19 protein-coding genes are annotated in these 25787 nt (G+C 64.2%); 11 read left to right on the top strand and 8 right to left on the bottom strand.

The window, feature by feature from the left end:
• Positions 1 to 119: 119 nt before the first annotated feature.
• Entirely contained in the window at positions 120 to 1133 is a 1014-nt protein-coding gene (locus JNB89_RS25525; protein WP_135893509.1) for a glycosyltransferase family 2 protein, read from the bottom strand.
• 187 nt (positions 1134 to 1320) lie between these two features.
• Between JNB89_RS25525 and JNB89_RS25520 the strand changes: the two genes are divergently transcribed.
• Complete coding sequence (locus JNB89_RS25520) at positions 1321 to 2778, top strand: oligosaccharide flippase family protein (RefSeq protein WP_220364061.1); 1458 nt, start codon at positions 1321 to 1323, stop codon at positions 2776 to 2778.
• Between the two features lie 88 nt (positions 2779 to 2866).
• On the opposite strand, the gene JNB89_RS25515 is transcribed toward JNB89_RS25520, so the two are convergent.
• The 6 genes from JNB89_RS25515 to JNB89_RS25490 are packed head-to-tail and all read right to left on the bottom strand — an operon-like array spanning position 2867 to position 10878.
• On the bottom strand, positions 2867 to 4021 hold the full coding sequence (locus JNB89_RS25515; RefSeq protein WP_220364060.1) for a glycosyltransferase family 4 protein: 1155 nt from the start codon (positions 4019 to 4021) through the stop codon (positions 2867 to 2869).
• A complete protein-coding gene (locus JNB89_RS25510; RefSeq protein ID WP_220364059.1) occupies positions 4018 to 6438 on the bottom strand; it encodes a hypothetical protein in 2421 nt (806 codons plus the stop codon). The genes JNB89_RS25515 and JNB89_RS25510 overlap by 4 nt, the downstream gene beginning before the upstream one ends.
• Before the next feature lie 13 nt (positions 6439 to 6451).
• Positions 6452 to 7609 (bottom strand): glycosyltransferase family 4 protein, encoded by a 1158-nt coding sequence (locus JNB89_RS25505; RefSeq protein WP_220364058.1) that lies wholly within the window; start codon positions 7607 to 7609, stop codon positions 6452 to 6454.
• On the bottom strand, positions 7606 to 8784 hold the full coding sequence (locus JNB89_RS25500) for a glycosyltransferase family 4 protein (protein WP_220364057.1): 1179 nt from the start codon (positions 8782 to 8784) through the stop codon (positions 7606 to 7608). Before JNB89_RS25500 ends, JNB89_RS25505 begins: the two co-directional genes overlap by 4 nt.
• A 25-nt stretch (positions 8785 to 8809) precedes the next feature.
• Positions 8810 to 10345 (bottom strand): O-antigen ligase family protein, encoded by a 1536-nt coding sequence (locus tag JNB89_RS25495; protein ID WP_220364056.1) that lies wholly within the window; start codon positions 10343 to 10345, stop codon positions 8810 to 8812.
• Positions 10345 to 10878 carry a GNAT family N-acetyltransferase gene (locus tag JNB89_RS25490; protein WP_220364055.1) on the bottom strand — a complete coding sequence of 178 codons (534 nt, stop codon included), beginning with the start codon at positions 10876 to 10878 and terminating at the stop codon, positions 10345 to 10347. Before JNB89_RS25490 ends, JNB89_RS25495 begins: the two co-directional genes overlap by 1 nt.
• Before the next feature lie 270 nt (positions 10879 to 11148).
• Between JNB89_RS25490 and JNB89_RS25485 the strand changes: the two genes are divergently transcribed.
• The 10 genes from JNB89_RS25485 (at position 11149) to JNB89_RS25440 (ending at position 24957) form a co-directional block, all read left to right on the top strand.
• The gene (locus JNB89_RS25485) at positions 11149 to 11397 is read left to right on the top strand and encodes an acyl carrier protein (RefSeq protein ID WP_013339020.1); all 249 of its coding nucleotides are present in this window, start codon (positions 11149 to 11151) and stop codon (positions 11395 to 11397) included.
• A complete protein-coding gene (locus JNB89_RS25480) occupies positions 11394 to 12650 on the top strand; it encodes an acyl-CoA dehydrogenase family protein (RefSeq protein WP_220364054.1) in 1257 nt (418 codons plus the stop codon). The genes JNB89_RS25485 and JNB89_RS25480 overlap by 4 nt, the downstream gene beginning before the upstream one ends.
• Positions 12650 to 13705 (top strand): amino acid--[acyl-carrier-protein] ligase, encoded by a 1056-nt coding sequence (locus tag JNB89_RS25475; protein ID WP_220364053.1) that lies wholly within the window; start codon positions 12650 to 12652, stop codon positions 13703 to 13705. The genes JNB89_RS25480 and JNB89_RS25475 overlap by 1 nt, the downstream gene beginning before the upstream one ends.
• Positions 13702 to 14835: a DUF1839 family protein gene (locus JNB89_RS25470; RefSeq protein ID WP_220364052.1), complete on the top strand. Its 1134-nt coding sequence runs from the start codon at positions 13702 to 13704 to the stop codon at positions 14833 to 14835. Before JNB89_RS25475 ends, JNB89_RS25470 begins: the two co-directional genes overlap by 4 nt.
• Before the next feature lie 41 nt (positions 14836 to 14876).
• Positions 14877 to 17528: a glycosyl hydrolase 2 galactose-binding domain-containing protein gene (locus JNB89_RS25465; RefSeq protein WP_431026603.1), complete on the top strand. Its 2652-nt coding sequence runs from the start codon at positions 14877 to 14879 to the stop codon at positions 17526 to 17528.
• Positions 17529 to 18152: 624 nt separating this feature from the next.
• Entirely contained in the window at positions 18153 to 18887 is a 735-nt protein-coding gene (locus tag JNB89_RS25460; protein ID WP_006048767.1) for a Crp/Fnr family transcriptional regulator, read from the top strand.
• 36 nt (positions 18888 to 18923) lie between these two features.
• Positions 18924 to 20321: an undecaprenyl-phosphate glucose phosphotransferase gene (locus tag JNB89_RS25455; RefSeq protein WP_220364050.1), complete on the top strand. Its 1398-nt coding sequence runs from the start codon at positions 18924 to 18926 to the stop codon at positions 20319 to 20321.
• Between the two features lie 2 nt (positions 20322 to 20323).
• The gene (locus JNB89_RS25450) at positions 20324 to 21277 is read left to right on the top strand and encodes a glycosyltransferase family 2 protein (protein WP_220364049.1); all 954 of its coding nucleotides are present in this window, start codon (positions 20324 to 20326) and stop codon (positions 21275 to 21277) included.
• Between the two features lie 39 nt (positions 21278 to 21316).
• Positions 21317 to 22522 (top strand): polysaccharide biosynthesis/export family protein, encoded by a 1206-nt coding sequence (locus tag JNB89_RS25445; RefSeq protein WP_220364048.1) that lies wholly within the window; start codon positions 21317 to 21319, stop codon positions 22520 to 22522.
• A gap of 23 nt (positions 22523 to 22545) precedes the next feature.
• Positions 22546 to 24957 (top strand): polysaccharide biosynthesis tyrosine autokinase, encoded by a 2412-nt coding sequence (locus JNB89_RS25440; protein WP_220364047.1) that lies wholly within the window; start codon positions 22546 to 22548, stop codon positions 24955 to 24957.
• A gap of 165 nt (positions 24958 to 25122) precedes the next feature.
• On the opposite strand, the gene JNB89_RS25435 is transcribed toward JNB89_RS25440, so the two are convergent.
• Positions 25123 to 25545 (bottom strand): helix-turn-helix domain-containing protein, encoded by a 423-nt coding sequence (locus JNB89_RS25435; RefSeq protein WP_220364046.1) that lies wholly within the window; start codon positions 25543 to 25545, stop codon positions 25123 to 25125.
• Positions 25546 to 25787: the final 242 nt, after the last annotated feature.

Genomic DNA, 25787 nt, shown 5'->3' with positions numbered 1-25787 from the left:
CAAGTCTTCTTTAAGGCATTAGAGCAAAGCGCACCTCCTGCCTCTGTACGCCCCGCCACATAGTCTTCGGCACATACGTGCGCAACCGTCCGGCGCAGCGCCGCACCGCGACGCCGCGCTCAGCCGCCGGGTGGGGTGCGCGGCGCAAGCGTCGAGCGCGTGGCAAGCAAGACGTGATAAAGAAAGCGCGCGCGCAGCCGGTCGCGCAACGCGTAGTGCTTCGACAACAGCACGCGCCACGCGGCGCGCGCCTCCCCTGCCCGCGCATAGGCGGAAGCGGCGCGCGGCGCGACGCGGCGCAGCGCATCGTCGCGCGCGGCCCGCGCGGCGGCCGGAACGTCGCTCTCACATAGTTGGGCGAACGCGTGCATCGCGGGCAGCGCATGCGTCGAAATCGACAGGGCGGTTTCGCGCGAAACCGAAACAAATTCATCGACGAAGCACACGCCCGCGGCCGCCACGCACAGCCGCAGGCCGAAATCGAAGTCGCACGCCTCGCCCACTTGCGCGGCGAGCCGATAACCGATGCGCCGCGCCGCCAGCGTATCCACGAGGTAGCCGTTGTTCGGGAACATCTGATCGATGCCCGCGAGCGCGGGCACCGCAAGCCTTCCCGCGCGCTCTGGCACGCGGCGGTAGTCGCGATTGAGCCGCGCAGTGGCGTCCGCCCGCGGCGTGCCGTCGTCGGCGATCACGCGCTGCTTGCCGAATGCGGCGGTCAGGTCCGGATGAGCCTGCCAGCAGGCAGCGAGCGTGGCGAGCGCATGCGGCTCCAGCAGATCGTCGTCGTGCAGCAGCACGAGCCGCGCGCCGCGCGCACGCGCAAACAGCCGGTTGACGTTGCTCGCCTGGCCGAGCCGGGGCAGATTGCGCTCGTAGCGAACCGGGTGTTTCGCACCCACGCGACAGCGTTTGACGACCTGCTCGGTGCGCTCGTCGCTCGAATCGTCGCCGATCACGATTTCGAGCTCACCGTAAGTCTGCGCCTCGCAGCTGCGCATCGCCTCTTCGATCAGATGCGGCCGGTTACAGGTTGGAATGCAGATCGAAATGAGCTGCGCGTTCAGTCCGTTCGATTCAGTCACGCTGTCCTCGCGATGCGCGTTGCCCGGCCGCCATGCGGTCGATGTCATTTAACCGCGGCGGATAACGCCTATCTGTACGGCCTCCCACACAGGCAAACGGCACATGCGCGCACTATCGAGTGCCTGCGACGAGCGCATGCCAGCGTGACGGGCGCGCTCGGGGGTGCGGCCGCGCACCGACAGCGCCCTGCACGAACCACACCATTGCACGACATTTCCGCCGGACAGCGCCACCATGGAAAGAAGTATCGTCAGGAACATCGTCATCAACTTTGCGGGAGCGATTGCACCGACCTTCATTTCCCTCGTCACCGTGCCGGCCTATATTCATCTGATGGGTGTCGAGCGCTATGGCGTCATCAATCTGGTCTGGACACTGATCGGCTACTTCAGCGTGCTTGATCTCGGCACGAGCCTCGCGACCGAGAACCAGATCTCGCGCGCACGCGCCGCCGCCGACGACTCGCTTGAGCGCATTTTCTGGAGCGCGTGGTTCATGAATCTCGGCACGGGCATAATCGGCGGGCTCATTATTTATGCGGGCACTGTCGTCTATATCACGCATGGCGTGAAGATCGAGCCCGAGTTTCAGCGCGAGGTAATGGCCAGCCTGCCGTGGATAGCGGTGGCCGTGCCCATTGCCAACGTGTCGTGGGTTTTTGCTGGCGCAATCAACGGAGTGGAACGCTTTGCGAGCTTCAATATCAACCAGACGCTCGGCACGGCGCTCTTCCAGTTGCTGCCCCTCGCCGCCATTTTCTGCTTCTCGCCCTCGCTCGCCGTGGTCATTCCTGCCGCCGTGCTCGCGCGGCTTCTCGCCGGTCTGATGCTCGGCGCGGCGGCGTTTCGCGCAATCGGCATTCGCCGCGTGCGCCTGCCGCAATGGCATGTGATGGTCGAACTGTTCCGTTACGGCCGCTGGCTGCTGCTCTTTTCCGGCGCCGGCATGATCGCGTCGACGCTCGACCGTGTGCTGGTCGGAGCGCTGCTTGGCGCGCGCTTCGTGACTTACTATGCGACGCCGCAGAATCTGATAACGCGCCTGAACCTGCTGCCTGTCGCGATGGTGCGCACGCTGTTTCCACGTCTTTCCGCGGTGTCGCGCGCAGACGCCGACGCGATTGCGCGCAGCGCGCTCGCCTTCCTGAACGGCGCCTTCACGCCGTGTCTGATAGTCGCGATGTTTGCGTTGAAACCCTTTCTGCAGCTGTGGCTCGGGCCGACCGTGGCAGCCGCGGCGCCCGTTGCGTGCGTGTTGATACTCGCCGTGTGGCTAGGCGGCCAGGCGGGCATTCTCGGCATTCTGATCCAGGCGCAGACGAGGCCCGCGTCGATTGCCGTGGTGAGCTGGGCGCAGTTGCCGGTATTTGCCGGCGGGCTGTGGTGCGGCATTCACTGGTTCGGCATTATGGGTGCCGCGGTTGTGGTCGTGCTCAAGGGCCTGTTCGACTACGGCATGCTGCTTTACTTTGCGCGGTTGCATGTGGGGTCTATTGTGCGCAACATGACCGTGCACCTCGGCTTTCTGCTGGTCGCGCTCGCGCTTGCCGAATCGGTCAACACCCTCACCTCGCAGATTACCGCGGCGCTGGTGCTGGCCTGCGCGAACCTCGGCCTCTCGCTGCATGGCTCCAGCGAACTGCGCGGTTTCGTCTACAAGCTGTGGGCGCGGGTGACTTTGTCGACGGGTTGACGTTTGCTGGAAAGGCTGGAAAGTTCACCGTGTAATGCCTGGTCATCCGAAGCATCCATCTTTGCTATCGGCCCGCTTCCAACACTCGTCATGACGTAGCCGAATGGCTCGCCGTGTCGACCATGCCCGCATGCGCTGCCCCCGCATCGCGCGTGGCAATGCTGGCAAACCGGCGCGGCTGGCAACTCGCCAGCGCACGCTCGTAGATCGCAATATAGCCGTCGCTCACACGTTGCACGCTGAATTTCTGCAGATCTTCCAGGGCGCGCGCGCACAGCTTTGCGCGGGCATTTTGGTCGGTCAGAAGCTGTTCGAGCGCGCGTGCAAGACTCGCCGGATCATGCGGCGGCACCAGCACACCGGCCGCACCGCCGTCGAGCATCTCCGGAATGCCGCCCACGCGCGTCGCCACAACCGCGCAGCCCTGCTCGCGCGCTTCACACAGAACGAGACCCGCCGGCTCATTATGCGAAGCCAGCACGAACACATCGGCTTGCTGTAAATACGCGCGCGGATCCGCGATAAAACCCACGAAGCGCGCCTCGCGCGCTATGCCCAGTTGCGCCGCGAGCTGTTCCATTGCGGCGCGGTCCGGACCTTCGCCGACGAGGTACAACGTCGCCTCAGGCAAGCGCTCGCGCAATGCGGCGAACGCATGCAGCAGATCGCGTATGCCCTTGCGCTCGTACATACCGGCAAGCGTCACGATGCTCGGACGCGCGAGCGTAACAGGAGCGGGCGTGCTCGAGTGTGCCAACCTCGGCGTGCCGAGCGCGCCGTTGCGCACCACACACAACCGGTCCTTCGGTATGCCGCGCCGCTCCATCGCCTCGCACACCGCCTCGCTCACCGCGACCACGCGATCGCCGACGCGCATCATCGTCGCGCTTTTCTGAAACTCGTTGTGCACGGTGGTGACGAGCACGAAGCGCCGCCGCGGCACACTAAAGCGCGCGATCAACGCTCCGGTCATCATGTGTGCATGAACGACGTCCGGGTCGATTCGCCTGATCAGGCGATTGAAGCCCACAATCATCGCCGGCACGCGCGACGGACGTGGCGATTGCGGCAACAGCACGTGGCGCACGCCGTGCCGCGCGAGCAGCTCTTCGAAACCGCCGCCGCCCGACGCAACCGTCACGTCATGTCCGGCGCGCGCCTGCAGACAGGCCAGATCGACCATCACATTGACGATGCCGTTGCCGACATTCAGCGCATGGTTGGCAAGATGGACGATTTTCATGGTTGACCTGCAACGTCGGTGGAAGGGTGACTGACGGCCGCGAGGGCGGCCGTTGGCGGTGTGAATCGGTACATCAGCACTTTGCCGCGCGCGTCTTCCTCGACGAACACGAGGTATTCGCCCGATGCAAGGCGCTGCGCGGTGACGGGCATCGGCACGTCGGCCCAACCGCTCGTCGAGCCGACTTCCCTGCCCGGCGTCAGCCGTCCAATATCCCGTCCGCTCGCGCGCTCGTACACCCGCACGGCCGCGCTGCGGGTTTCCACCGCGAAGATGTAGTCGCCGGCCACGGCAAAGCCGTTGACCGAAAGCCACCCGGGCGGCCCCTCGTCCGGCAGATCGATCAGGTAGCGCAGCACCGGCCGGCCGGTTTTCCAGTGGTCGTAACGGGCCAGTTGCGACCCCGCACTATTCCAGTTGTCCTGATTAAATGGACGTGCGCGTGTCGAACCGGATACGAACAGCGTGTCGTCGTCGGAAAAATAGTTGAGCCGCGCAATGCGGTAGAACGGTGCGGGAGCCGGGTACTGCCGCATCGCCGCGTAGCGGTAGACCGGGTTGCCGACGCGGTCGAAGCCCTGCAACGGGAAAACCCGGATGCCCGCCGCCTCGGTGCCCTGCCAGATGTCGCCGCGGCTATCCACCCACCACGCACGCAACGTTGGCGCATCCGTGGCCGTGCTGTTCTGATCGAACGAGGCCGGCGAGAAGTCGCCCACGCCTGTCAGGTCGCGCCAGATCCATTCGCCCCGCGCGGGTTGATTGCGCGGCCAGGCTCCGTCGATATGCGCTTGCGAAAACAGGCCCGAGGCAATCGCCGTTTCCCGGTCGTCGGCGAAACGGTAGATGCGCAGGTAGGACGAGTACATGTCCGTGGTGTACAACAGCCGGTGCCCGTCGATGTCGCGCACCATCGGCATGCCGCGCTGACCGCCCAGATACAGGTGAAAGTATGGATCGTACGGATAGCGAAACCGGTCCGCGGTATACCCCGCATACGACCATTCTTCGCCGGACGCTCGGGAAAGATCCAGCGTAAAGCGCTTGCTGCCGCTGTACACGGAGGGCGGATTACCGTCGACGAACTGCGCGCCGTCGACGAACAGCAGCCCCTGCAAGCTGAAGCGCTGTCGCCCATCGGGCATGTAGCTTTCGAGCAGCGCGCCGTCGTATGTGCTCGCCCCGGTGCCGAACGCTCGCGGGCCCGCGCCGTTCATCGACACGTAGACGTTGCCCGCGCGATCCACGCCCACGCCCGTCAAACCGTTGAAGCGTCGCGGCCCCGCTGCACCCGCGCGCCCGGAGTAAATGCCGCCTTCCTGTCCGAGGCTCGCCGTCCATTTCATTGCCGTTGCCTGCTGCGAATTGCCGGCGGACGCGCCCGTATCCGCGGAAAAAATCAGGATCTGCTGGCGCACCCCGTTATCCGCGACGAACAGACGCCCTCGCGCATCCACAGCGAGGTCCACCGGCACGACGCCTTGCGGCAACTGCAGTTCGCCGATTACAGCCCCATTGCGCGCACGGTGCACCACGCGCTGCGCGGCGTCTGTGCGGGTGTTCTCAATGATCCACAGCGAGCCGTCGGGCGCGAGCGCAAGCCGCCCCGGCTCGCGCACGGGAAATGCGCCGACGCCCTGCATGGTCTGCGCGTCGACGATCTGCACGCGATTGTCGAGCGCGTTGGAGACGAAGAGCCGTGTATCGTCCGCCGCCAGACCGCGAATCGCATAGTCGTTTTTCGCCGAGTAGCTGGAAATCAGCAGGAAAGCGAGCCGGCTGCCGGCGGGGAATTTCACCTGCCCGGCAAAGGGAACGCCGTCGCGAATGTCGGCGCGGCTGCGGCGCGACACGCCGGTCCACACCTCGCCCTCGCGCGGCGACGGCCTGTGCTTCGCGGTCTCATTACCGAGGCTCACCATGGTTTGCGCGACGAACACGTATTCGTCGTTGACGGCAATCGCGTCGCCGCCCATCATGCCCCAGCCATGCGTTTCGCCGCCGTGACGCAGCAGCTCCCCATTGCGATACTGGCCGAGCTCCCCGCCGCTTTCGTCCCACGGCGCATTGGTGAAGACGTCGCCTTGCGGCGTGACCGCGATAGCCTGCACGTCAATCTGCATCCAACGCCCGTCGCCGTAACCCCACGTATTGCCGATCCACGAAGTTCGATAGGATAGCGAAGCAAATGTGCCGGCGGCCTGCGCCTCGGCAGCGGGATTGCTTGCGGCTGCCTGCACCAGTTGCGTGGACGAGGCTTTGCTCGCCGCCTGGCTGGGCAGACTGACACTACCGCCTGCACGCTGGCCATACGCGCTGTACTCAGACTCGCCTGCCGCGAGCAGCACGACCAACGGCAAGGCGAGAGCACAGCCGCATACGAGCCTTTCGAATGTTTTGCGCGTGACGCGTCGCATGATCACGGGCGCGTCAGAATACGTCGATCGCTTCGCGGTAAATGCGCGCGACCTGCGCCGCCACCACCGGCTGGTCGAAGTTTCTGCGCGCATAGTTCCGGCATGCCGTTGCATCCGGCAACTTGCGCCGGCCCAGCAACGCGTCGGCCATGCCTTCGCCTATCGCATGAAATCCGCCCGAGGGCAGCACCAGCTCACTGGACAGCGGCGCCACCGCTTCAGGCAAACCGCCCACCGGCGTCACCAGTACCGGCGTTCCGGCGGCAAGCGATTCGATGGTGGTAAGACCAAAGCCTTCGAGCGACACGGTCGGCACGACCGAAAGATCGGCCGCGCGGTACCACAGCGGCACGGTGTCATCCGGCACGAAGCCGGCGAGCCGGACGTTGCCCTCGAGGCCGCGCGCGACGACACGCGCCTGCAATTGCGCGGCAAGCGGCCCCTTGCCGGCGATGACCAGCAGCGCGTCGGGCACCAGCGGCTTGACGATCGCCATCGCGTCGATCAGGTCTTCGAGTCCCATGCGCGAGACGAGGCGGCGGATGCAGAATATCAACGGCCGGTCCCCGGCAAGACCCAGTTGCCGGTGGGCCTCGGCTCGCGTCGCGCGGCTGTCGAAATGCGCGACGTCGACACAGCCTGGCACGATGCGAATCCTCTCCTCGTCGACGCCGTAGGTTTCGTGAAGCAGACGGGCGAACGCATGCGACAGCACGATATGACGCGTCGCGCCGCGATAGACGAAGCGCTCAAGGGCCACGCGCAACGCGCGCGAAAGTCCGCCCCCGCCTCCCGGATACGATTCGGCCGCCCAGGGCCCATGAAAATGCACGACCTTCGGCACGCCGCGAAACACGCCGGCGGTCGGCGCCGCGTACAGCGCGAAGTGCGTCGCAACCACATCGGGCATGCGCGCGGCACGCAGCACGCACGAATGCCTGCGCGAGCCGAGCAGCCGCGCACCGAGCTGCACGTCGGCGCCCGCGAACGATTGCACGCGGCCGCCGGACGCCTTCAATACATTCGCGCTGCCTGCGACCATGCCGCGCACGTTCACGCCCTGCGCCGGCAGCGTATCGACGAGCGCCTTGAACATACGGTCAAGGCCGCCCGGCCGCTCGTTGAACCAGTGCATGCCGATTTGCAACGAATCGATTGGAGTCGCGCTCATAGTTTTACCGGCTCCGTCGCGCATGCGGGTGGCAGCGTCCGTTCGAGATGAGCCGCATGCACCTGCTCATAGACCGTCAGATAGCGCTCGGCCATTGCCTGCCAGCTGAGGTCCCGCGCCACCTCGCGCGCACGTTGCCCGAGGCTTCGTGCGTAGTCCCGATCGCCTGCCACCTGCATGATCGCGGCGGCAAGCGCGACGGCGTCGTCGGGATCGTCGAGCACAATGCCGCTGTCGTGCGTAATGACCTCCGCGCCGCCCGCCGTGCGCACGGTAATCACAGGCAAGCCTACGGACAGTGCCTCCAGCAGTACGAGCCCCATCGGTTCGTAGCGCGAAGGAAACACGAAAGCGTCCACCGAGCGCATCAACGCCGGCATGTCCATCACCATGTCCGTGAAATGCACGCGTTTCGCGAGGCCGAGTGTCTCGACAAGTGCAGGATACGGACTGTTATGCAGAATGCCCGCCACCGCGAGATGCACGTCGGGCGACGTGTGCACGAGCGCGTGCAGGACCGTGTCGAGATTTTTGCGCGACATGCGCAGGTCGCCCGCGAACAGCAGCATGAACGGCGCTTGCGGCAAGCCAAAACGCGCGCGCTCAGCGCCGCCAGGCCCGAACTCGTCGGTATCCACGCCGTTGTGAATCACCTGCACTCGCGCGGCGCCCACACCGAGCGCCTGCACCTCTCGCGCCACTTTCTGCGAGACCGGCACGATCACATCGCTATGACGAAACGACCATTTCTCGCAGGCAATGTTAAGCCGCGTGTACAGCACCTGATACGCGTGATAAAAGCTTCGCAGAAAGCGGAACGGATAGAAGCCGCAGCGATACCAGCCGTCGTGCACGAAGTGCACTGCGTTGACGTCCGCGCGGGCCCAGGCAATGAAGCCGTTCACATGCACGACGTCAAATTCGTTGCGATGCGCGCGAATCCACGCGCCACAGCGCAGTGCGAACATCTGGTACTGCACGAGTCGCGTCGGCAAACGGCTGCGCGCTACGCGCACCCACCGCACACGCGGATGTTCGACGAGTTCCGGCGCGGCCTGCGCCGCAAGCAGCGTGACCGAATGGCCCGCCGCCAGCGCCGCCAGCACGATTTCGTAGTTCACGCGCCCTTGCCCGTCGTTCTTGCGCACGACATGGGTGACGATGAGAATCCGCATCCTGGTGTCCTTCGTCTGTAAGGCGTCAGGCCGGCGAGACAGCCGCACCGCTTCGGGCACGGCGTCTGCGCGCATAACGCAGCGAAATCACGGGCAACGTCACGCCGAGAAAGAAAAACATGCCGGAGACCGACGTGAGCGTGTTGACGAAGACCATCATCGAAAAGATAGCGACGGCCACGCCGACGCTGGAATTGGCCAGCAGATCCCTGCTATGCAGCCGGCTCGCGCGGTACGCGCGCCACAACAGCATCAGCACACCTGTGGTGTACAGCACCGTGCCTGGCCAGCCCATCACGAAGGGCACTTCCATCAGACCGCTGTCGAAGTCGACTCTCGTGGCCGCGGCCTTGTCGTCGGACAGCTTGGTGCCAAGCCCCGTCGAGCCGAGACCCTGGCCTGCAATATCGGTGAGCGCCGAAGCAAGGAAGGTCTTGTAGAACTCCGCGCGGGCCTGGTAGCTGTTGTCCTCGCCGATGTCCTGGATCGTGCTGAAGCGGCGCATCACGGGTTCGGATACCTGGTCGATCATCATGAGAGGCGCGGCCATCACAGCGAGGCCCAGCACGCCCGCCAGCAGACGCATGCGGCTCTTGCCGTCGAGCATGGTGAATGAATAGATCAGCGCAATCGCAAAGCCGCCCCACGTGCTGCGCACGCTCGTGAGCAACAGCGCCGGAATGCCGACGCAGCCCAGCACGATGCGCGCCTTGCCGCGCGCCGCGAGCGACATTTGCAGAATGGTCATGAGCGTGACCGCGAACGGGCCGCAAGAATTCATCGTGCTGCTCACGCGCATGCCGAACGGCACAGGCTGCCCTTCCGAAGCCATCTTCGACGAGACCAGCCAGAAAGCGTCCCACGGCATCGGCGAGACGAATTCCAGCAGGCCATACAAACTCATCAGGAGTCCGCCATAAACGAATGTCTTTAGCAACACGCGGTGATAGTCCGGATAATGGCGCCAAGTCACGGTCATATAAAAGGCGACCATCACCGGATAAAGCCAGTTGATCAGCGTGAAGGTCGCGGCAGCCGGCCCGGCTTGCAAAAAGCCCACCGCGTACGCGTACAGCAGCGCGATCACAATCAGCAAAAGCGGCGCCGCGCGCCGCTGGCCGAACGCGCCCACCTGCTTGACGAGCGTGAAACCCATTAGCGCAACCGCAGCGAGCGGCGCGATCATGATCGGGCTTTGTGGATTGAACGCACCGCTCACGAAGTCGGCAAGACGCCTGACCTCCGGCGTCAGAAAGAACAGCCAGCACACGAAGCCGAGGTAATGCGCAGGGGAGCGCCGATACAGCAGCAGCGCAACCGCAAAGGCACCAGCCGGAAAGAACAGCTCGACCACTCTGCCCTGATGCAGCACGATCAGACCGAGCGTCGCGCCGAACAGCAGCAACGGCAAACGCAGCGGATGCCGTATACGTGCCGAACGGCGCCGCCGTATCGGCGTGACCGTTCGCGCGGCGCTCGTGGACGCCGCGCTGTGCCTGCCGTCAGCCGGCGTGCGCAGCGCAAGACGTGCGCTCGACGGCGTGATCAGCACCGGCTCCATCAAAGCATCTCGAAGGTGTTGACGAGCGCGGCGCGGTCGCGCTCGCGGCGCCGCCAGGCGGCGAGCGGCGGCGAGCCGCGCACCTGCCGCGTGAGGCCGATAAACGGCACGCCATATTCGAGATACGGACCTTCCGTCTTACGAAAGCCGAACTGCTCATAGAACTCGCGCAAGCCCACCGGTGCACTCACCCGGGCAGCCTGTCCGGGCCAACGCTCGGCAATGGCCTGCAAGACGCGCTCCACCAGCATTTCCGCCGTGCCGTCACCGCGCCGCAACGGACTCGTCAGCACCTTGTCGATCACGATCTCGGGATCTTCGGCATCGCCCGGCTGCACGCGAGCGTAGGCAAGAATCGGCATGGGCCGCGACATGTCTTCCACCGCGAACACGTGCAGCGAAGCTTCGTCGCGACCGTCCGCATCGAGGCACACATGCGACTGCTCGACAACGAACACGGCGCTACGCGCCCGCAAGATCAGATACAGCTCGCGCGCCGAAAGCTGTTCGAATTCCAGCGTTTTCCAGTTCATTACGTTCCCCAGCGGATTTTCTTATGTTCGACGCGGCTGGCGCATTGCACCGCCCTCGTGTGCCCGCTCGACATGCAGGCTTGTTTCGATGGCTACACGTTAAGGCCGCGATACGGCTGTTTTCCGTGCGCCATCGCACTGACGCTGGACTTTGACGATTCTTAAATACGAGGCACCGGCAACACGTCGCGTCGCGCGCCTAACGTGCCCATGCATTCGCCTCTATCGGCGAATTTCACGAGACCATTGCACAACAGAGGGACCATCATCATGAAGACCGCCTTGCGACGCATTCTTTCCGAATCGGCCCGCCTCGACGTGGCGCCGGAGAGCCTCGCGGACGACGCGGACCTGTATGCCGCCGGTCTCTCGTCGCTTGCAACCGTGCATCTGATGCTCGCCATCGAAGATGAATTCGACGTAGAGATTCCGGATCGCATGCTCACGCGCCGACTCTTCTCTAGCATCGATTCGATGGCGGCCGCGGTGACCGAACTGCAACAGGCGAGAGCAGCATGAACGCCCCGCTCGTCGATCCGGCCGCAGCGGCGGCATCACCGGCGCCAGCGGCGTTGACCGCGGTCGAGCCCGAGCCGGGCTGGCGCGCCGCAGCCCAACGCTGTGCCGCCATTGCCGCGCAGTTTGCCGACGCCGTGGACAGCGACGCGCGCTTTCCCGCCGAAGCGTTCGAAGCGCTCAAGCGCGAGCGCCTGCTCTCGGCGATGGTGCCCACCGCATACGGCGGCGCGGGGCTTTCTCTCGCCGAGATCGGGGCGATTTGCGAAACGCTTGCGCAAGGTTGCGCGTCCACGGCGATGATCTACGCAATGCACCAGATTCAGGTTGCCTGTATCGACGAGCATGGCAGTAGCTCACCGTGGCACCGGCAGTTGCTCGCGCAACTATCGGAGCACCAGTGGCTCTTCGCGTCGGCCACGTCTGAAGAAACGATTGGCGGCAACCTGCGTACGAGCGCCTGCGCAGTCGAACTCGACGGGGAGCGCTTTCGCATCGAAAAGCTCGCCCCGACTATTTCTTATGGCGCATACGCGGACGTGATTCTGGTCACGGCGCGCCGTACCGCGGAGTCGGCCGCCGCCGATCAGGTGCTGATCGTCGCGTTACGCGAAGCAACGCTGCTCGAAAAACGCGGCGCATGGGACGCGATGGGCATGCGCGGCACCTGCAGCGAGGGTTTCAGGCTCGTGGCCACAGGTCTTGCCGCTCAGATCCTGCCCACGCCGTTCGCGGAGATTGCCGACCAGACCATGCTGCCCGTCTCGCACACGCTGTGGGCTTCGGTATGGACCGGCGTGGCCGCCGACGCAGTGAACCGCGCGAAGGCGTTTTTCCGTGCGCAGGCGCGTTCGAAGCCAGGCTCGGTTCCGCCGGCCGGCATGCGTCTCGCGCAGGCCGTCGGTCTGCTGCAAATGATGCAGGCGCGGCTCCAGGTTGCGCTCGATGCGGCACGCGCCGCACACGCCGCGCGACTGAACGAATCGCAAGCCGACGCGCCGCTTGCTGCGATGCTCGGCTTCGCGTCCGACATGAACACGCTCAAGACCAGCATCTCCACGAGCGCGCTCGAAGTCGTTCAGGAGGTGCTGATGATCTGCGGCATGGCAGGCTACAAGAACGCCACACCGTACAGCGTGGGTCGACATTTGCGCGACCTGTATTCCGCGCCGCTCATGATCAACAACGACCGCATCGCGCAGAACACCGCGAACTTGCTGCTTGCGCAGCGTCCGGCCGCGCCGGGGAGAGCCTGATGAATACGATGACCGCTACCGCCGCGCTCAGCCCCGACTCTCTCGATCAACCGCCCGCGTCGGGCTTTCGCGACGAACTGCTTGCAGCGGGCCTGCTCATCGACACCGGCGAAAACGGCCTCTACGGCCGCAGCCAGATCTTCGAAGAGGTCGTGGAGCGGCTCAACGTGGCCATTACGCACCTCGGCGCAGATCAGGATCCCGAAGTATTGCGCTTTCCACCGGCCATGCGCCGTACAGACTTCGAAGACAGCGAGTATCTGAAAAGCTTTCCCGACCTCGCGGGCACTATTCACGCGTTTTGCGGCAGCGAGCTCGGCCACCAGCGCCTCCTGCGGGCGCTCGACGAGGCCATCAGCGAGAGCGACGACGAGCGCAGCGACGCATGGATGGCGCAACAGAAACCGACGCGCGTGGTGCTCACACCCGCGGCGTGCTATCCGGTTTATCCGGTAATGGCGCGGCGCGGTCCGTTGCCGGCCAACGGACGCACCATCGACGTGCTGTCGTATTGCTATCGCCATGAACCGTCGCTCGACCCCGCGCGCATGCAGATGTTCCGCCAGCGCGAATATGTGCGCCTCGGCAACCCGCAACAGGTGATGGCTTTTCGCCAGATGTGGATCGACCGCGGCTCGCTGCTGGTTTCGCTGTTGCAATTGCCCGTCGAAGTGGACCTCGCCAACGATCCTTTCTTTGGCCGCGGCGGCAAGATTATTGCCGACAGTCAGCGCGCGCAGGCTCTCAAATTCGAACTGCTGATTCCGGTCGCCAATCCCGGCAGCAAGACCGCATGCCTGTCGTTCAACTATCACATGGACCACTTCGGCGGCATCTGGAAGATTGTCTGCGACGACGGCTGCGTGGCTCACACGGGCTGCGTCGGCTTCGGCATGGAGCGCCTTACGCTCGCGCTGTTTCGCCACCACGGTCTCGACGTGCACGCATGGCCCGACGAAGTACGCGCGTTGCTGTGGGGAGAAACGCAAACCCGCGTCGCACAGGGCCTCGCGCAGATGCATGCGCGCACAGCGGCTGCAGGAGACGGCGCATGAATTCGTCGCCGAGACCGCTCGCCAAGGGTATGTTGCGCACGTTGGACACCTGCGGCACGTTGCGCTTGCCGCGCCGCGATGCGTTGGCGGCTGGGAGCGGGAGTGCGTCCTCGCGCACTGCGGCGCTTCGCACTACACAATTGCAGGCCGGGTCGCAGGCACAGCCACAAGCACAGCCACGTCAGCATGAACCGCATCTGCTGCATCAGGGCGAGCGAGTCTGGCAGGAAACGAATTGCTATGTGGACCTGTGGATCGAATTGCTGCACGGCTTCGGTCTCGATCCGCGCGCCGCGTTTGGCTTTACTGTTACCCAGGACTTCGAGGGCGATCAGTTCACGTTCTTCAAGTTTCCGCTCGAGGACCTCGAGCGGCTTTATGGCACGCAGGTCCAGGAACTGGCGATCTACGACTCGCTCGAAGAACGCGTGCTCGCGCAGACGCTACGCGGCCACACCGTGCTTGTCGAGGTAGACGGCTACTACCTGCCGAATACGCGCGCCACCTCATACCGGCGCGAGCATCCGAAGACCACGGTGGGCATCGACTTTATCGATCCGGACACGCGACGTCTCGGCTATTTCCACAACACCGGCTATCACACGCTGCAGGGCGAGGACTACGACGGCGTGTTTCGCAAGCTGCCGCAATTCGCGCAGCAACCTGACCTGCTGTTCCCTTATGTGGAATTTGCCAAGCAGGCGCGGCCCGCGTTAGAGGGCATGGCGCTCGCCGAAGCATCGGCCGAATTGTTGTGCGCGCATCTAGGCCGCCGGCCTTTGACCAACCCCATCGCGCAATGGCGTGCCGGGTTTCCCGGGCATCTCGACACATTGCTCGAGCGCGGCGAAGCGTTTTTCCACCCGTACTCGTTCAACCTGATGCGGCAGCTTGGCGCAAATTTCGAGTTTCTCTCGAAGTACCTGTTGTGGCTCGGCGAGCAGGGCTTTGCAATTCCCGCGACAATTCCGGCCGCTGCGCAACGTATCGCGTCCGAATCGATGGTGATGCAGTTCCGGCTCGTGCGGGCCATCGCACGCGGGCGCCGCGATCTTTGCGACGACTGTTTCGACGTGCTCGAACGTGCTTATGAAGAAACACTGCCGCCGCTCGCCGCGCTCGTGTCATGACGCCGGCACCCCGAGCTTCGGGGGCTTCTCAGGAACTCGCCGTGGATGCACTGACCGCAGCGCCGGCGCCTGCCCCCGATGAGCGGGAAGCCGCACCCGTTCTCACAATCGACGACCCATCGGCACACGACGAGGCGCACGCACTCGCCCTCGCGCTCGAAAACATCTGGCCGCAACGCCTCGACACCGGCTGGGAATGCGTGAGCACACCGGCCGGCGCATGTGCGTCGCCCGATGACTTGCCGGCAGACGGCTGGCTCGCGGCGCAGGTGCCGGGTACTGTCGCGAGCGCACGCCGCGCCGCGGGCCTTTTCGACGTGACGAATCCCACGCCGCTCGCGTTCGACGATCACTGGTATCGTCTGACGTTGCACGGCACGGGCAAGCGCCGTTTGCGCATGCATGGGCTCGCAACCATCGCCGAGGTGTGGGTAGACGGCATCCAGCGCCTGAACTCCGACTCGATGTTCGTTGCGCACAGCCTCGATATCGAGTTGAACGGCAGCGCGTCGCTCGCCATCTGCTTTCGCTCGCTCACGCCAGCCTTGGCCGCGAAACGCCCGCGCGCACGCTGGCGGCCGCGCCTGGTTACACCGCCGACGCTGCGCAATGTGCGAACGACCCTGCTCGGGCATATGCCGGGCTGGTGTCCCGCAGTGCACGCCGTCGGACCGTGGCGGCCCGTGGAGCTGCTCGGCGAAGCGCGCAGCGCGATCGACAGCGTGGACCTCACGAGCGCACTGGAGGTCGACGACGGCATTGTTTCGCTGACGCTACATTTCGTTCATCCACAAGACGTCGCCACCGTCCGCGCCTCGCTTGGCTGCAGCAGCCATGTTTCAGCTCTGCAATGGATCGATGCGTACACACTGACCGGCACCGTGCGCGTACCGCAGGTCCAGCGCTGGTGGCCTCATACGCACGGGACACCGACTCTATACCCGCTTACGTTGCACCTCGATGACAGCGGCGCAAACTCATGGCCGCTCGGTTCGATCGGCTTTCGTCAGATCGAAGTCGAACGCGGCGCGCAGGGCACGGACTTCACACTGCGTGTCAACGGCGTGCCGGTGTTCTGCCGCGGCGCATGCTGGACAAGCGCCGATCTCGTCACGCTCGCCGGCAGCGAAGCACAACTGCGGCATGCGTTCGAACTTGCTCGCGATGCAGGCATGAACATGCTGCGCGTGGGCGGCACCATGGTGTACGAGTCGCAGACGTTCTACGCGTTAGCCGACGAATATGGTCTGCTCATCTGGCAGGACTTCGCACTGGCGAATTTCGACTATCCGAACGACGCCGCCTTCAGAGCGTCTATCGACGCTGAAGCCACGCAGTTCCTGCGCCGCACGCGCCGGCACGTTTCGCTTGCCGTGCTGTGCGGTGGCAGCGAGGCCGCGCAGCAAGCCGCGATGTACGGTCTGCCGCCTTCGATGCGCGCGCAACCAGTCTTCGACGAGCAGTTGCCCGCCCTTGTCGCGCGCGAAAGACCGGACGTGCCGTATGTCTGCAACTCGCCGTCTGGCGGCGTGTGGCCGTTTTCAACTAATGAGGGCATCACTCACTACTATGGCGTGGGCGCCTACCAGCGTCCGCTAGACGACGTGCGCCGCTCGCAGGTCCGCTTTGCCGCCGAGTGCCTTGCCTTTGCAAACGTGCCCGACGACGCAACGTTGCACGAGGCGTTGGGTACGATCCATCCGCACGATCCGCGCTGGAAAGCTGCCGTGCCGCGCGACCCTGGCGCCGGCTGGGATTTCGACGACGTGCGCGACCACTATCTTCAGACGCTCTACGGTGTGGACGCGGCGCGCTTGCGGTATGAAGACCCCATGCGCTATCTGGCGTTGTCTCGCGCGCTCGTCGCGGAAGTGATGGGCGAAGTATTCGCCGAATGGCGCAGGGCCGGATCTGGATGCGGCGGCGGACTCGTCTGGCAGTTGCAGGACTTGCGGCCCGGAGCAGGCTGGGGGCTGATAGACGCCACAGGAAGGCCTAAAAGCGCGCTGCACGGCCTCGCGCGCACGCTGCAACCCATTCAGGTGCTCTTCACCGACGAAGGCCTCAACGGGCTCGATATCCACCTGATCAATGAGCGTGCCGATACCTTGCACGCGCAACTGGAACTGGTGTGCCTGCGTGACGGCTGCGTGAAGGTCGCGTCGGCTACCCGTGCGGTGCAACTCGCGCCACGTTCGGCGCAGCGCATTGCTGCCGCCGCGTGCCTCGACCAGTTCTTCGATTTCACCTACGCGTACCGTTTCGGGCCGCGCGCGCACGACGTGTCGATCGCGACGCTGCGCGACGCGGCGAGCGGGCAGATCATTTCCGAAGCGTTCCATCTGCCGGACCGGCACATCGGCGTGCTCCAAGATCCCGGCCTGACGGTTGCCGTGCAGAGCGCTGGCGACGGCTGGCAACTGCTCGTCGAGGCGAAGCGCTTTGCGCGCTTCGTTCATATCATTGACCGGCACTATCGCGCGGCGCACGACTGGTTCCACCTCGCGCCCGAGCGCCCCTGCATCGTGCCACTGGTGCCACTTGCGCCACTCGTGCCGCGCGGGCCTCTGGCATCCCAAAGCTTGAACGTTGCGCACGCATCCAACGCGGCCATTAAAGCTGATGCAACATATGCCGCGCCTGCCGGCGAAGTTCGCGCGCTCAATGCGGCGTCCCCCACGTTCTACGGATAAACCTCGTTTCTGCAAGCCGCGCCTTCGCAACCCGCGTGAAACCTCGCGCTGCGCGAACGCATCTGTCGGAAAAGGTCCACCACTGTCGTTTCTTTTGCGACTCCTGAAGTCCGTCAATGAGCGAACGTACGGTAACCCACGCAGAGAGGTGAACACATCTGAATCAATTCCGGCACATCCCGGACACCGCGTGTGAACGTGCCTTTGAAGAGCGGGACAAGCCTGGCGGCGACTTCGCAAAACCGTTGCCAGCCATGGCGAAGTCAATAGCATCAAGCACTTGGCTCGTACAAAAACAACCCGGCCGGCCCCGCCCAGGCCAATGGCCGATGTACAGAATTGAAACAAAAAGTCATCGCAAGCCCGGTAAACCGACCCAGGCGTCGTCGCTGCGTCGCACCAGTCCGGCTTTTGCGCCTGGTTGGCATAGTCCTCGCTAATGAGAGCACGCAACATCGCGGCGCCGCGACGAGCAATCAGAACGGCGGCGACGCATCAGGCCAATACGGGGCCGATTCTGTTCACCCTCTGCTGTCTGCCACGCAGCGCACAAACGAAAGGGGTGCACGAGTCGGATCAAAAACAGGAAGACGCGCGCCGCGCGGCTTCACGCGAGGACCGATCATGTTGACACTTCAATCAGATCTGCACGGTAACCATTTGCTCGGCGCATTGCCGTCTCACGAATGGCAAGCACTGGCTCCCCATCTGGAACTGGTTCATCTGCGCACGGAGCAGTTGCTCTGCGATTCGGGCCAACGCATCCATCATGTGTACTTCCCGACCACCGCGATCATTTCGATGCTGTCGACAATGGAAGATGGCAGTTCCGTCGAAATCGCCGCCGTCGGCCGCGAAGGCATGACCGGCGTGCCCGTGCTCACGGGCGGCGAGACCATGCCGAACCGCGTGCAGGTGCAATGCGCCGGGTTCGCCTACCGGATGAGCGCGCAGGCGCTGAAGCAGCAATTCGCCCGCTCCGATTTTCTGCGCCGTCTGATGCTGCTCTACATGCACGCGCTTCTCACGCAAGTCGCGCAGACGGCTGCATGCAACCGCCATCACGCACTGAACAAGCAACTGTGCCGGTGGCTTCTGATCGAGGTGGACCGTGTCGCGTCGAACGACCTGACGGTCACGCAACAACTCATTGCCGACATGCTCGGCGTGCGCCGCGAGGGCATTACCGAGGCAGCCGGCAAGCTGCACGACGAAGGCCTGATTCATCACAGCCGCGGACACATCAAGGTACTCGACCGCAAGGGGCTCGAAGCGCGCGCATGCGAATGCTACGGCCTCGTGAAGCGCGAATTCGACCGCCTTCTGCCACGTCTGCGCCAGGCCGAGACCGTCGAATAAGACACGGCACGATTCGCCCACCTCGCAGAGTCAACAATGTTCAGGAATACTGCGCGATGCCTCGACGCACTCTTCGTGATTGCGGGAGGCCTGCTCGCTCACTGGATGCGCTTTTCGACGCTCGCCGCGTTGCCGGACACGGAACGCCTGCTGATCGCGTTTAACTGCGTGCTGGTGCTGCTGCTGTTTCCCGCCTTCGGCGTGTATGAAACCTGGCGCGGCAAGGCCCTCGGCACAATGCTCGCGCGAGTCGCCGCGGCGTGGCTCGCGGTGGCGGCGGCCGCCTTGCTGCTCGCGTTCACGCTGCATCGGATGGATGCGGTGTCACGCCTGTGGTTCGCCTACTCGACGCTGATTTCGGGAATACTCATCGTGGCGACCAAGTGCGCGGTACACGGGGCATTGCGCAGCATGCGCCGGCGCGGCCTTAATTTGCGCACCGTCGCGATTGTCGGCGCACCCGGTTTTGCACGCACGCTGCTCGCGCATCTGGAGCATGCGCCGCACGCCGGTTTCAAGCCGGTGTGCGTACTGGATACGAGCGTGGACAGCATTGGTGAGCGGGTTGTCGGGTACGGGGCGCGGCTTAACCGCCTGCCTGTGCTCACCGATCCGGATGCCTTCGCCGCGAAAGTGCGCGACGAGCATGTCAACGAAGTCTGGCTCGCGTTACCGCTTTCCGAAGAACATACGATCTATCGCTTCCAGCGCATGTTCCGGCATGACTTCGTGAATCTGCGTTTTATTCCTGACGTACGCAGCCTTTCGCTGTTCGGCCATTCGCTCGTCGACGTGGTCGGTCTGCCCACGTTGAACCTCAGCACGCCGTCGCTATCGCCGCCGCAGATGTGGCCGAAGCTTATCTTCGACCGGCTTTTCGCTGCGGCTGCGTTGCTTGCGCTCGCACCGGTGTTCGTCGTGCTCGCGGCCGGCATCAAGCTCACGTCGCCGGGGCCGGTGTTCTTTCGGCAGACCCGCAAGGGTGTGGACGGTGCGCCCTTTTCCATTTACAAGTTCCGCTCGATGACCGTGCACCACGAAGCACACGGCCAACTCACGCAGGCCTCGCGCAACGACGCGCGCGTGACGAAGCTCGGCGCCTTCATGCGCCGCACGAGTCTCGACGAACTGCCGCAGTTTCTGAACGTGCTGCTCGGGCAGATGTCGGTGGTCGGTCCGCGTCCGCATGCGCTCGAGCATGACGACCTGTACAAAGATCAGGTGTACGGCTACATGCACCGCTATCGGATCAAGCCCGGCATTACCGGCTGGGCTCAGGTGAACGGCTATCGCGGCGCGACCGCCAAGGTCGAGAAGATGGAAGCGCGCGTGAAGTTCGATCTCTTCTACATTCACAACTGGTCGTTCTGGTTCGACATGAAGATTGTGTTCGTCACGATCTTCAACGGCTTTGTCGGCCGCAACGCATTCTGATCATGCCGCTACGGACACCGCTCGTGAAAGTCTCCGTGATCGTGCCGACGTACCGCCGCACCGCCGACCTCGCGCGGTGCCTCGCGGCGCTCGACGCGCAGCAGCGCCGACCCGACGAGGTGATCGTGGTCGCGCGTCACGACGACTACGCAACGCTCGACTGGCTGCGCACGCGCGAGGCCACACGCCCCGACCCGCGGCGTGCGGTCGTGCTGGTGCATAAGCCTGGCGTGGTGGCCGCGTACAACCTCGGCATAGAGAGCGCATGCGGCGACGTGCTCTGCTTCACCGACGACGACGCCGCGCCGCATCCGGACTGGGTCGCGCGCATCGCTCGGGCATTCCAGAGCGACTCGTGCCTCGGCGGTCTCGGTGGGCGCGACATCGTGCATGAACGCAACGGCATTCTGCGGGGACAGAAGCCGTGCGTCGGCATCGTGCGGTGGTATGGCCGCACGATCGGCAATCACCACATCGGCCACGGGCACGCACGCGAAGTCCACGTGCTCAAGGGCGTCAACATGGCGTTCCGTCGCGAAGCAATCGGCACGCTGCGTTTCGACGCGCGTCTGCGCGGCAACGGCGCGCAGGTTCACTGCGAGATGGGCTTCAGTCTCGATGTGCACCGACGCGGCTGGAGGCTCGTCTACGATCCGGCGCTGCTCGTCGAGCATTTCCCGTCGCAACGGGGCGACGAAGACCAGCGCTTCACATTCAACGACACGGCGTTCTACAACGCGTCGTTCAATCTCCGACTCATCATGTGCGAACACCTGAGCCCACCGGGCCGATGGGCGTTCGTCGTTTACTCGACGCTGATCGGCGATCGCGCGGACCCGGGGTTCCTGCGCGCATTGTCGCTCGCATTCGAGCGCGGCGGACTGGCACTTGCGCTTCGCAAATGGCGAGTGGGTTTACGCGCAATGCGCGGGGCATGGCAGGAAGCGGCGCGCTGATCGAAACGACGCACCGGCTACACGCGAAGGGACCACAAAATGACTATCAGAACAATCGCTGCGGGGTTCGCGGCTGCATCGCTATGCGCATGCACGCTCGCGCCCGGACCTTACCTCGACACCAAACGGCTCGAGCCCGCTGCGCCACCCGAGCAGACCGCCGAAAAGTTTCCGGTGCACACGATCGACGTCGGCTATTTTCGTCAGCAACGCGCAGCTGCAGTGCCCGCCGTCTGTCCGCTCACGTGCCTTACGCCGCAAACGCGCGGCCTCTATGAATACCGGCTCGGCATTGGCGATCAGTTGAGCATCATCGTCTGGGACCATCCGGAACTCACGGGCGGCATGGGCATGGCCGGCAGCACGCCGCCGCTGCCTGCCACGGCCGGTGCAAGCGGCGTGACGCCCTCCCCCGGCCCCACGCAGACCCAAGGCGCAACGCCCATTGCACCGACCATGACGGGTAGCGGCGAAGGCGGCCTGACAGTGCGCGTCGCGAACAACGGCACGATCTTCTTTCCGCGCGTGGGCCGCATCAAGGTGCAAGGCATGACCGCGCAGGAAGTGCAGACCGCACTGACCAAGGGCCTCTCGCGCACGATTCGCGACCCGCAGCTCGACGTGCGGGTGTCGGGCTTCAATAGTCAGTCGGTGCAGGTCACGGGCAATCTGCGCACGCCCGCTTCGGAGGCCATCACCGATGCGCCGCTGACCGTGCTCGATGCGATCAATCGCGCGGGCGGTGCATTGCCCGATGCGGACCTGCAGAACGTAGGCGTGACGCGCGACGGCAAACGCTACACCGTGGACGTGGCCGCGCTCCTCGAAACCGGCGACCCGCAACAGAACGTGTTGCTGAAGGACGGCGACATCATCGACGTGCCGGACCGCTCGAACAGCCGCGTCTTCGTGCTGGGCGAAGTGAACAAGCCGACCTCGCTGCCGATGAACCGCGGCCGCCTCACGCTCGCCGACGCGCTCACCGGCGCGGGCAGCCTCGACGTGAAGACTGGCGATCCCCGCTACGTGTACGTGGTGCGCGGCGCCGACAAGACGCTCACGCCCGACGTGTATCAACTCGACATGACCCAGGTGGACGCGTTGATGCTGATGACCAAATTCGATCTGCAACCGAAGGACGTGGTGTACGTGCAGGTGTCGAACGCGGCGCGCTTTAATCGCGCACTCGAACAGATCACGCCGACTCTGCAGTCGCTCTTCTACACCGTCCAGTTGTCCAGATAAATCGCCTGCCACGGAGTATCGACATGAGTACGTATGACATGCTGGACCATGGTCCGGCACCGGATGGCGACGAGGATGCGGTCATGCGCGACCTGCTGCGCATGGTGACCGAGCAGATCTGGTGGGTGATCGGGATTGCGGGCAGTGTGATTCTCGCGGCCGTCATTTACACGAAAATCGCCACGCCGGTCTATTCCGCGGACGCGCTGTTGCAAGTAGACGCACAGAGCAACGGCAACAGCGCGCAAGGCCAGAAACTGCTGTCGTTGATGCCGAGCGTGGGCCCCATGCGTACCGAGGCCGAGATCGAGATCATCAAGAGCCGCGCCGTGGTCGAGCCGGTTGTCGAGCAATTCAGGCTGAATTTCAGCGCGTCGGCAAACACCGTGCCGGTGCTCGGCAAGGTTTCCGCATTGTTCGCGCGCGCCGGCCATCCGTTTGGTGCGCCGTTCGGCCTGAACGAATACGCGTGGGGCGGCGAGCAGTTCGAAGTCGGATCGATCAGCGTGCCGAAGGCGCTGGAGGGCGCGCAACTCACGCTGCGCGCGCTCGATAACGGACGCTACGTACTGACGGATGCACTCGGTGCCCCGCTGCTTGACGGCGTGGCCGGACAAGAAGCGAAAGGCCACGACATCACGCTACTGGTGAAAAAACTGGTGGCCCGTCCCGGCACGGAATTCCATGTGACCCGCTTCAATCAGCTGGATGCCGTGTCGGCTCTCTCCAGCGCCTTGCAGGTCAGCGAAAAGGGCCGCGATACCGGTGTCGTGCAATTGTCGTATTCGGGTACGGACGCTCACGCAATCACCGCCATCACGAATGCAGTGGCCGCGTCGTACCTGAAGCAGCGCACCGAACGCGCGCAGGAAGAAGCGAGCCACATGTTGGATTTCCTCAATAGCGAAGTGCCCCGCTTGCGCGCAGAAGTGAAGAAGACGGAAACCGCGCTCTCCGAGTATCAATCGAAAGTCGGCTCGTTCCAGCCCACTCAGGAAGCGGGCGTGTACCTCGCGGGCGGCCTCGATTACGAAAAGCAGATTGCGGCGCTGCGCATTCAGCGCGCGCAACTGCTGCGCCGCTTCACCGAGGAAAGCCCCGAAGTGCAGCAGGTCGATTCCCAACTCGCCGCCATGGCGCGCGAAAAGGCGCGTTTCGAAGATCACTTCACGACGCTGCCGAGTTCGGAGCGCAACGCACTGGCTTTGCAACGCGACGCGAAAGTCGCCGAGGAAATCTACGTTGCGTTGCTCAACAAGATTCAGGAGCTGTCTATTTCGCGGGCTGGCACGATCGGCAACGTGCACATCATCGACGAAGCGCTGCTGCCCTCGCGACCGGTGCGGCCAAAGTCCGCGCTGATCATTTCGGCAGGCACGCTGCTCGGCGTGATTGCCGGCATTCTGTTCGCATTTTGCAGACGCAGGTTCTTTACCGGCGTGGCCGATCCGGAATTCGTCGAACGACGCTTCCAGTTGCCGATCTTTGGCGCGATTACCTTCAGCGCGGAACAGGCGCGCAGCGACCGGCAACTGAGCGCCACGCGTAGCGCCGCATTGCGCGCACCGCGCTCGCGGCCGAGTGAGATTCACGACACGGCGGCCGCGCCGGGCGGCGCCGCACGGCTGCTGCCTTTTCGCGGACGCGGCGACGCGCGCGCAGATCATGCCGACCGCGAACCGGTCGGCACGCAGACCGTGATTGCATCGGGCAAGGCACCTGTGCGTCCGCTGCTTGTGAAAACCCATCCATACGATACGACCGTGGAAGGTTTGCGCGGCTTGCGCGCCACCTTGCAATTCGGCCTGATCGATGCACCGAATCGCATTGTCGCGATAACGAGCCCCGCGCCGTCGGACGGCAAGAGCTTTCTGAGCGCTAACCTCGCGGCGTTGATCGCGGAATCCGGCAAGCGCGTGCTGCTGATCGATGCAGATCTGCGGCGCGGACGGCTTGCGCAATATCTGGGCCGTTGGCCTGAAGGCGGCCTCACAGAGCTGCTAACGGGCCAGGTCGATCTGCAAACGGCGGCTCGCGCGACGGGCGTCGCGGGCCTGCATTTCATCGCGGCCGGCACGTATCCGCCGAATCCGTCGGAGATTCTCACGTCGTCGCGCTTCAGTGAAATCCTCGCGCGCTTCGAGCAGCAATTCGATCTGATCATTGTCGATACGCCGCCGTTGCTCGCGGTCGCGGACGCCGCGGTGGTGGCGAATCTCGCTGGCTCGACCGTACTGGTGATGCGTGCCGGCGCGCACACCGAAGGCCACCTCGCCGAAGCGTTGAAGAAGTTGCGTCGCGCCCGGGCGCGTGTGGTGGGCGGCGTCATGAACGCCGTGCCGGTGAAAAGCCACAATAAAAACGGTACTTACGACTACGCGTATGCGTACACGTACACGACCGGCGGCTCCGACGAGACGTCAAGGCGAGGCTAACGCCACTTACAAGCGGTAGACAATCAGGGGTTGCGCCGCAGATAGGCGCAGCCCCTTTTTTATTGATGTCCGGCTTCGTGGTAGTCCGGATAAAGTTGAAGACGCAACGAATGCGGCGCCGGCGACAAGAAAGCCGCCCGCGCCGCAAGCAGAACCGATGCGGTTCTACAGAAACGCGCTCACGTCGGTCTGGAAACGCTGGGCCAGGGCTTTGGCCACCTTCTTGCTGATCGAGCGGCGGCCCGCGAGAATATCGCTCACCACCGTTGGCGATGCGATGCCCATCAGGTCCTTCTGCTTGAGCCCGTGCGTTTCGAGCAGATGCCGCAAGACTTCGCGCGGCTCGGCCTTGGGCAACGTCACGTTCTGCGCCTTCCAGCTGCGAATCAGGTCCGAGACGATCGCATGAAGATCGGCGAGCGGATCGTCTTGCTTGCCGTTCAGATGGTCGGACAGAGCACTGGCCACCTCCATCATCGTCTGGTAGTCCTGCTCGCTGCGGATAGGCGTAATGGGCAACAGGGCCTGTAGCGCGCCCCAGCTTTGAGCGATGTCGGGAAACGATCCCGGAAAGCGATCTGCGTTCATGAGTTTAGATTCTTCCTCGTCCAAAGGTCGCGTTTTCTGTGCACCATTGCATGGCGAACGGATCAACGACTGCCTGTTTTATGAATCGCTGCGGCCCTCCGTCACCGTTATCGTTACTGTGCTGGTTTCGGTTCACCGCTTGCGTCGAATACGTATTGCGAAGCGGCGCGTGAGGCACGCTGCCGCCGTCCCCCGGCGACCGATCGGGCTGCACTGCCCGATCGGCTTGTTGATGGTGCTGC

This window comes from Paraburkholderia phenoliruptrix, assembly GCF_019511605.1.
GTDB classification, from domain to species: Bacteria; Pseudomonadota; Gammaproteobacteria; order Burkholderiales; family Burkholderiaceae; genus Paraburkholderia; species Paraburkholderia phenoliruptrix_A.
Note: the sequence above shows the minus strand (reverse complement) of the source record. Positions and strands in the feature narration are given on the sequence as shown.

Coding starts and splice junctions, on each gene's coding strand:
- JNB89_RS25445 (WP_220364048.1), top strand. CDS start 21,317: ATGACTATCAGAACAATCGCTGCGGGGTTCGCGGCTGCATCGCTATGC.
- JNB89_RS25490 (WP_220364055.1), bottom strand. CDS start 10,878: ATGAACTGGAAAACGCTGGAATTCGAACAGCTTTCGGCGCGCGAGCTG.
- JNB89_RS25470 (WP_220364052.1), top strand. CDS start 13,702: ATGAATTCGTCGCCGAGACCGCTCGCCAAGGGTATGTTGCGCACGTTG.
- JNB89_RS25460 (WP_006048767.1), top strand. CDS start 18,153: ATGTTGACACTTCAATCAGATCTGCACGGTAACCATTTGCTCGGCGCA.
- JNB89_RS25500 (WP_220364057.1), bottom strand. CDS start 8,784: ATGCGGATTCTCATCGTCACCCATGTCGTGCGCAAGAACGACGGGCAA.
- JNB89_RS25525 (WP_135893509.1), bottom strand. CDS start 1,133: ATGACATCGACCGCATGGCGGCCGGGCAACGCGCATCGCGAGGACAGC.
- JNB89_RS25495 (WP_220364056.1), bottom strand. CDS start 10,345: ATGGAGCCGGTGCTGATCACGCCGTCGAGCGCACGTCTTGCGCTGCGC.
- JNB89_RS25515 (WP_220364060.1), bottom strand. CDS start 4,021: ATGAAAATCGTCCATCTTGCCAACCATGCGCTGAATGTCGGCAACGGC.
- JNB89_RS25455 (WP_220364050.1), top strand. CDS start 18,924: ATGTTCAGGAATACTGCGCGATGCCTCGACGCACTCTTCGTGATTGCG.
- JNB89_RS25440 (WP_220364047.1), top strand. CDS start 22,546: ATGAGTACGTATGACATGCTGGACCATGGTCCGGCACCGGATGGCGAC.
- JNB89_RS25520 (WP_220364061.1), top strand. CDS start 1,321: ATGGAAAGAAGTATCGTCAGGAACATCGTCATCAACTTTGCGGGAGCG.
- JNB89_RS25505 (WP_220364058.1), bottom strand. CDS start 7,609: ATGAGCGCGACTCCAATCGATTCGTTGCAAATCGGCATGCACTGGTTC.
- JNB89_RS25510 (WP_220364059.1), bottom strand. CDS start 6,438: ATGCGACGCGTCACGCGCAAAACATTCGAAAGGCTCGTATGCGGCTGT.
- JNB89_RS25435 (WP_220364046.1), bottom strand. CDS start 25,545: ATGAACGCAGATCGCTTTCCGGGATCGTTTCCCGACATCGCTCAAAGC.
- JNB89_RS25485 (WP_013339020.1), top strand. CDS start 11,149: ATGAAGACCGCCTTGCGACGCATTCTTTCCGAATCGGCCCGCCTCGAC.
- JNB89_RS25480 (WP_220364054.1), top strand. CDS start 11,394: ATGAACGCCCCGCTCGTCGATCCGGCCGCAGCGGCGGCATCACCGGCG.
- JNB89_RS25450 (WP_220364049.1), top strand. CDS start 20,324: ATGCCGCTACGGACACCGCTCGTGAAAGTCTCCGTGATCGTGCCGACG.
- JNB89_RS25475 (WP_220364053.1), top strand. CDS start 12,650: ATGAATACGATGACCGCTACCGCCGCGCTCAGCCCCGACTCTCTCGAT.